The 7,035-nt window shown below is 72.9% G+C and carries 5 protein-coding genes and 1 pseudogene; 5 read left to right on the forward strand and 1 reads right to left on the reverse strand.

Annotation, left to right across the window (positions count from 1 at the left end; genetic code table 11):
- Positions 1–287: 287 nt before the first annotated feature.
- Positions 288–1,430: an S-methyl-5-thioribose-1-phosphate isomerase gene (gene mtnA / locus ACLU3S_RS34860; RefSeq protein WP_413955984.1), complete on the forward strand. Its 1,143-nt coding sequence runs from the start codon at positions 288–290 to the stop codon at positions 1,428–1,430.
- 125 nt (positions 1,431–1,555) lie between these two features.
- Here mtnA and ACLU3S_RS34865 read toward each other — a convergent pair whose 3' ends face one another.
- Entirely contained in the window at positions 1,556–1,804 is a 249-nt protein-coding gene (locus ACLU3S_RS34865; RefSeq protein WP_413955987.1) for an SCO4226 family nickel-binding protein, read from the reverse strand.
- A gap of 259 nt (positions 1,805–2,063) precedes the next feature.
- Between ACLU3S_RS34865 and mtrA the strand changes: the two genes are divergently transcribed.
- From mtrA to ACLU3S_RS34885, 4 genes and pseudogenes are all read left to right on the forward strand, one after another.
- Positions 2,064–2,753, forward strand: a complete 690-nt coding sequence (gene mtrA, locus ACLU3S_RS34870; protein ID WP_220784158.1) for a two-component system response regulator MtrA — start codon at positions 2,064–2,066, stop codon at positions 2,751–2,753.
- Between the two features lies 1 nt (position 2,754).
- On the forward strand, positions 2,755–4,860 hold the full coding sequence (mtrB, locus tag ACLU3S_RS34875) for an MtrAB system histidine kinase MtrB (RefSeq protein WP_413955985.1): 2,106 nt from the start codon (positions 2,755–2,757) through the stop codon (positions 4,858–4,860).
- Positions 4,850–6,679 (forward strand): LpqB family beta-propeller domain-containing protein, encoded by a 1,830-nt coding sequence (locus ACLU3S_RS34880; RefSeq protein ID WP_413955986.1) that lies wholly within the window; start codon positions 4,850–4,852, stop codon positions 6,677–6,679. Before mtrB ends, ACLU3S_RS34880 begins: the two co-directional genes overlap by 11 nt.
- 265 nt (positions 6,680–6,944) lie before the next feature.
- Positions 6,945–7,035: pseudogene (locus tag ACLU3S_RS34885) on the forward strand (ComF family protein); the annotation flags it as partial.

Below are 7,035 nucleotides of genomic sequence, written 5' to 3' on the forward strand. Positions count from 1 at the left end.
CTGCACGCCCGGGCCCTGCGGCTGCGTGCCCTGCTGCGGTGCGGGGCCGGGGCGGTCGGCGGGCTCGGCGGGGCCGGGCGTGCCGGATTCCCGCCCCTCGGGCGGCGGGGCGGATCCGGGCGAGGCCCAGCCCGGAGTGTCTGTCATCGGAGCTCCTTCTCGGTGCCCTTCCGCGGATGCGGCGGCAGGTTGGCAGCCATCGTGCCATGGGCCGGTCACCGGCGGACCGGCCGCGGTGCAGGCTCGATGCCTTCAATTGTCCGGTGGATCCGGGGCAGACTGACCGCATGGCTGATCACCAGGCGCGAACCGGCACAGACCGACGGCCGACCGGGATACCGGCGATCCGATGGGAGGAGCCACCCGAAGGTCCCGTGCTGGTCCTTCTCGACCAGACGAGGCTCCCGGCCGAGGAGGTCGAGCTGGTGTGCACGGACGCACCGGCACTGGTGGAGGCGATCCGGTCGCTCGCCGTGCGCGGAGCGCCGCTGCTCGGCATCGCCGGGGCGTACGGTGTCGCGCTCGCCGCCGCGCGCGGGTTCGACGTGGCCGAGGCGGCGCGGGCGCTGGAGGGCGCCCGGCCCACCGCGGTGAACCTGTCGGTCGGGGTGCGCCGAGCCCAGGCCGCGCACCAGGCCGCGCTCGCCGGCACCGGTGACCCCACCGCGGCGGCCACCGAGGCGCTGGCGGCGGCGCGCGCGCTGCACCGGCAGGACGCGGAGGCCAGCGCCCGGATGGCGGCCCACGGCCTTGCGCTGCTGGACGAACTCCTGCCCGGCGGCGGGCACCGGATCCTCACCCACTGCAACAGCGGATCGCTGGTGTCCGGCGGAGAGGGCACGGCCTTCGCGGTGGCGCTCGCGGCGCACCGCGAAGGGCGGTTGCGGCGCCTGTGGGTGGACGAAACGCGTCCGCTGCTGCAAGGGGCTCGCCTCACGGCGTACGAGGCGGCCCGCAGCGGCATGGCGTACACGCTGCTCACCGACAACGCGGCGGGTTCCCTGTTCGCGGCCGGTGAGGTGGACGCGGTGCTGATCGGGGCGGACCGGATCGCGGCCGACGGTTCGGTGGCGAACAAGGTGGGGAGCTATCCGCTCGCCGTGCTCGCGCGCTACCACCATGTGCCGTTCATCGTGGTGGCGCCGCTGACGACGGTCGATCCGGACACTCCTGACGGGGCGTCCATCGAGGTCGAACAGCGCCCCGGTTTCGAAGTGACGGACATCACGGTGCCCCAGATGCCGGTGGCCGGAGCAGGCGGCGGGATCCCCGTGGCACCCCTCGGGACGCAGGCGTACAACCCGGCGTTCGACGTGACGCCGCCCGAGCTGGTGACGGCCGTCGTCACCGAGGAGGGGGCCGTTTCCCCCGTGACGGGCGCCGCTCTCGCGGAGTTGTGCGCCAGGTCGCGCGGGACGACGGCCGGTTGAGGGGTGGCACCGGCCGGCACCGGCCGGATCGACATCAACGGCCCCTTCACGCGCGGTGGTCCGCGGGCGAGGAGGCCGTGACGTCCGGCGCCGGCATCAGCGAACGGCACCGCCCTGAGGGCCGGTCACGCGGTCAGGGGGACCGCGTGGATCTCGTCGGCCCGGTGACCGGCGCGTTCGTGGATGCGCTGCACCGCTTCGGCCGAGGGTGCCTCGGAGAGGCAGTAGACCGTGCCGGACTCCGGGTCCGCCCAGGCCCTCTCGAAGTGGACGCCTTCTTCCTCCTCGATGGCGAGGTCGGCCTGGTGGGCCTGCATCAGCTGGTCGGCCGTGATGCCCTTCATCCCGTGGTGGACATCCATGAACTGGGTCATGGCGTAGCGCCTCCTTCCGGCTGCCGCGTCCCGGCGCATCGCCGCGTCGCTCGCCCGGTCCGTCCTGTCCATCCTGTGCCCGTACGACCACGACGGCGACCGCACGGCCCGGGCCGGCGGCGCACCGCTGCGGAGCCCGTATCCGCCCATGGCATCGACGACCGGAGGGACAGGGGCAGACAGTGAGCGCCCCATACGACTATCGTCACCGGCCAGTGACCTCCCTCACCAGGGCGCCTGTCGCTGTTATGAGAATGGGATGATGTCGTTTATGAAGGGACGAGTCCTTGTCGTCGACGACGACACCGCACTGGCCGAGATGCTCGGGATCGTGCTGCGTGGTGAAGGTTTTGAGCCGTCTTTCGTAGCCGACGGCGACAAGGCGCTGGCCGCTTTCCGTGAGACCAAGCCGGATCTGGTGCTGCTCGATCTGATGCTGCCCGGCCGGGACGGCATCGAGGTGTGCCGGCTGATCCGGGCCGAGTCCGGGGTGCCGATCGTGATGCTGACGGCGAAGAGCGACACCGTCGACGTGGTCGTGGGCCTGGAGTCGGGCGCGGACGACTACATCGTCAAGCCGTTCAAGCCGAAGGAGCTGGTCGCGCGGATCCGGGCGCGGCTGCGGCGGTCGGAGGAGCCGGCGCCGGAGCAGCTGACCATCGGCGACCTGGTCATCGACGTGGCCGGGCACTCGGTGAAGCGGGAGGGGCAGTCGATCGCGCTGACCCCGCTGGAGTTCGACCTGCTGGTCGCGCTCGCCCGCAAGCCGTGGCAGGTCTTCACCCGCGAGGTGCTGCTCGAGCAGGTCTGGGGCTACCGGCATGCCGCCGACACCCGCCTCGTCAACGTGCACGTCCAGCGCCTGCGCTCCAAGGTCGAGAAGGACCCCGAGCGGCCGGAGATCGTGGTGACCGTCCGTGGCGTCGGTTACAAGGCCGGGCCGAGCTGACGTGACCGGGGACAGCGCCGCTTCGGCCCCCGGCCGGTCCGGGGCCCGTCCGGAGCGGCCTGTCGGCCGCACGGCGGGTGCGCGGTTCAGAAGTGTCTTCGAGGGCGGGCTGCTCCGGGGCGGGGTCCAGGGCAGCCCGGTCCTGCGGCTGTTCCTGCGCTGGGTGCGCCGTCCGCTGCTGCCGGTGATGCGGCTGTGGCGACGCAACATCCAGCTCAAGGTCGTCGCCACCACGCTGCTGATGTCGCTCGGTGTCGTCCTGCTGCTGGGCTTCGTCGTGATCGGGCAGGTGCGCAACGGCCTGCTGGACGCGAAGGTGCGGGCCTCCCAGAGCCAGGCCACCGGCGGCTTCGCGGTGGCCAAGCAGAAGGCCGACGAGGCGGCCGCCGGCGGGACCGCGACGGACACGGACACGGGCACCGCGACCGGCGCCGGTGACGGCACCACCGCGCCGGACGGGCGGCAGTCCCAGAACGTCATCCAGTGGATGAGCGACCTCGTGGCGTCGCTGTCCAGCGGCGGCGCGGGCGCCTTCGACGTGGTCACGCTGCCCGTGGGCGACGACAGCGGCGGCGGGCGCAGCCCGCGCGGCTCCGGGAACGTCAACCCGACCTCCAGCGTGCCCGCCGATCTGCGCGAGCGGGTCAACAGCGGTACGACGGCCGCGCAGAGCTACACCCGGATCGTCTACTCCAACGGCAAGGAGCCGCAGCCCGCGCTGGTCATCGGCAAGCAGCTCAGCGACCCCAACGGGCGCCCCTACGAGCTGTACTACCTCTTCCCGCTCACGCAGGAACAGAAGTCCCTGAGCCTGGTCAAGGGCACGCTTGCGACCGCCGGGCTGTTCGTCGTCGTCCTGCTGGGCGCCATCGCGTGGCTGGTGGTGCGGCAGGTCGTCACGCCGGTGCGGATGGCGGCCGGGATCGCCGAGCGGCTGTCCGCCGGGCGGCTGCAGGAGCGGATGAAGGTCACCGGAGAGGACGACATCGCCCGCCTGGGCGAGGCCTTCAACAAGATGGCGCAGAACCTCCAGGTGAAGATCCAGCAGCTGGAGGACCTGTCGCGGATGCAGCGCCGGTTCGTGTCGGACGTCTCGCACGAGCTGCGCACCCCGCTGACCACCGTCCGTATGGCCGCCGACGTCATCCACGAGGCCCGCGAGGACTTCGACCCGGTGACCGCGCGCTCCGCCGAGCTGCTCGCCGACCAGCTGGACCGGTTCGAGTCGCTGCTCGCCGACCTGCTGGAGATCAGCCGCTTCGACGCGGGCGCGGCGGCGCTGGAGGCCGAACCCATAGACCTCAGGGAGGTCGTGCGGCGCGTGGTCAGCGGCGCCGAGCCGCTCGCCGAGCGCAAGGGCACGCACATACGGGTGATCGGCGACCAGCAGCCCGTCGTCGCCGAGGCCGACGCCCGGCGCGTGGAGCGCATCCTGCGCAACCTCGTCGTCAACGCCGTCGAGCACGGCGAGGGCAAGGACGTCATCGTCAAGCTCGCCGCCGCCGGCGGTGCGGTCGCCGTCGCGGTGCGCGACTACGGCGTCGGCCTCAAGCCGGGCGAGGCCACCCGCGTCTTCAGCCGCTTCTGGCGGGCCGATCCGGCGCGCGCGCGTACCACCGGAGGCACGGGCCTCGGGCTGTCGATCGCCCTGGAGGACGCGCGGTTGCACGGCGGCTGGCTGCAGGCCTGGGGCGAGCCGGGCGGCGGCTCCCAGTTCCGGCTCACGCTGCCCAGAACGGCGGACGAGCCGCTGCGGGGCTCGCCGATACCGCTGGAGCCCAAGGACTCGCGCCGCAACCGCGGCCTCGACGACGCCGGGCAGTCCCGCACGGGCGAGGAGAAGCGGGCGACCGTTCCGCTGCAGCAGGGCGGCTCCCGTACGCCCGCGCTGCCGCCGCGCGCCCCCGTGGCGCCGCGGCTGCCCGCCGCCGATCCGACCGCCCTGCCCGGGAACGGCAGCGGCGCGCGCGTGGTGCCCCGGCCCGCCGGCGGCACCCGGCGCCCCGACGACAGAGCCGCGGCGGGCGCGGCATCCGACGCGGACACGGCCCGGCCGCCACGGCCGGAGCAATCGACCGAGCCAGGGGAGGCATTTCGTGGGCGCTGACCGCAAGGGGGGCGTCCGGCGGCGGCCGGGGCGCGCGGCGGCGTACACCGCCCTGGGGGTTGTCCTGCTGACCGGGTGCGCCTCGATGCCCGACAACGGCGACCTGCGGAACGTGGAGTCCACGCCACGGCAGGACACCGGAGTCCGGGTGTTCGCCATGCCACCGGCCGAGGACGCCACCCCCGGCGAGATCATGCAGGGCTTCCTCGAGGCACTGACCAGTGACGACCCGGCGTACGACACGGCACGCAAGTATCTGACGGCCGACGCCGCGCACACCTGGCGGCCGGAGCAGTCGACCACGGTCCTCGCGAACGGGCCGAGCATCGAGACCGACTGCCGCGCCGGCAGCCGGGAGGCGTCCAACAGCGTCAGCTGCGTGCTGACCGGCACCCGGGTGGCCACGGTCGACGCGCGCCAGGCGTACCAGCCCGACGGCGGTCCTTACCGCAAGAAGGTGCACCTCACCAAGGACACGAAGAGCGGGCAGTGGCGCATCGACGAACTGCCCGACGGCGTCGTCATGGGCAAGTCGGACTTCCAGCGCAACTACACGTCCGTCGACAAGTACTACTTCGCCTCCAACACCGCCGTCGGGGCGTCCGGAGAGCCGGTGGCGGTCGCCGATCCGGTGTTCGTGCGCAGCAAGGTCGACCCGATGACGCAGATGGTCCGCTCGCTGCTGAAGGGGCCCACCACCTGGCTCGAACCCGTGGTCAGGTCCAGCTTCCCGACCGGTACGGCGCTGCAGAAGGACGTGTCGGGACTGGCGCCGGACGACCAGAACAGGCTGACGGTGCCCCTGAACCTCAAGGCGTCCCAGGTCGCGGCGTCCAAGTGCACCGAGATGGCAACCCAGCTGCTGTTCACCCTGCGGAACCTGGCGCCCACGCTGGAGTCCGTCGAGCTGCGGGGGGTCGGCGGCCACCGGCTGTGCGACCTGAACGAGGAGCACGCCGAGGCCGCCGCCTGGCACGGCTCGGCGAAGCGGCCCGCAGACCTGTACTACGTCGACGGCAAGCACCGGCTGGTGCGGATGCCCCCCGGGGGCACCGGGACCGGCGATCCGGTGCCGGGCCCGCTGGGCGAGGGCGAGAAGGCGCTGCAGTCCGTGGCGGTGTCGCGCGACGAGCGCACCGTGGCCGCGGTCGAGGACGACGGGGCCTCGCTGCACGTCACCTCGTTGACGTCGGACGGCTCGCTCGGCGACGCGGTGGTCACCAGCAAGGGCGCGACACCCGACGACCGGCTGACCAAGCCGAGCTGGGACGCCCGGGGCGACCTGTGGGTGGCCGACCGGGACCCGGGCAACCCGAGCCTGTACGTGCTGGAGCGCGGGGTCGCCAAGGCGGAGAAGGTCGCGGTGCCGGACCTGTCCGGCCGCATCAAGGACGCAAGGGTGGCCGCCGACGGGGTGCGGATCGCGCTGGTCGTGGAGAAGGACGGCAAGCAGTCCCTGCTGATCGGCCGGATCGAGCGCGAGGACCGGATGGGCGAGGGGGTCTCGGTGGTGGAGCTGCGCTCCGCGGCGCCCGACCTGGAACAGGTCAGCGCGCTGTCGTGGGCCGGGGACAGCAGGCTGCTCGTGGTCGGCCAGGAGCAGGGCGGCGTGCAGCAGATGCGGTACGTCCAGGTCGACGGCTCCACATTGGACGGCCCGGCACCCGGGGCGCTGCCCGGGGTGAAGGCTCTGGCCGCGTCCGAGGACGACCGGGTGCCCCTGGTGGCCTACTCGGACGACGGTATCGTCCGGCTTCCGTCCGGGGCGCAGTGGCAGAAGATCGACAAGGACGGGACGGCGCCGGCCTATCCGGGCTGAGGACCGGACCCGGGTGCGCCGCGGCCGCCTCGTGCGCCGCGGCTTCCGGTGCCGCCGCCCTTGTGGACGCCGGGCGGGGGACACTCCGTACCTCCGGGTGAGTGAAAGGCTGCCGGGCGTTTCTCCAGGCGGGTGAAGCGCTGCGGGCGTTTCACCAGGCGGGTGAGGGCTGCCGGACGCACTCCGGGTTTTCGACAGACCGTTGTCCACAGGGCGTTTTCCACAGGGGTGGTACGGCGGCTGCGTCGTTGGCACAGTGGTGGCCATGCGGGGGTGGTGGCAGGACCTCACCGACCTGGTGCTGCCGGCCGAGTGCGCGGGCTGCGGGGCACCTCGTACGGTGCTCTGCCCGTGGT

It is taken from the genome of Streptomyces sp. AF1A (assembly GCF_047340315.1).
GTDB lineage: Bacteria > Actinomycetota > Actinomycetes > Streptomycetales > Streptomycetaceae > Streptomyces.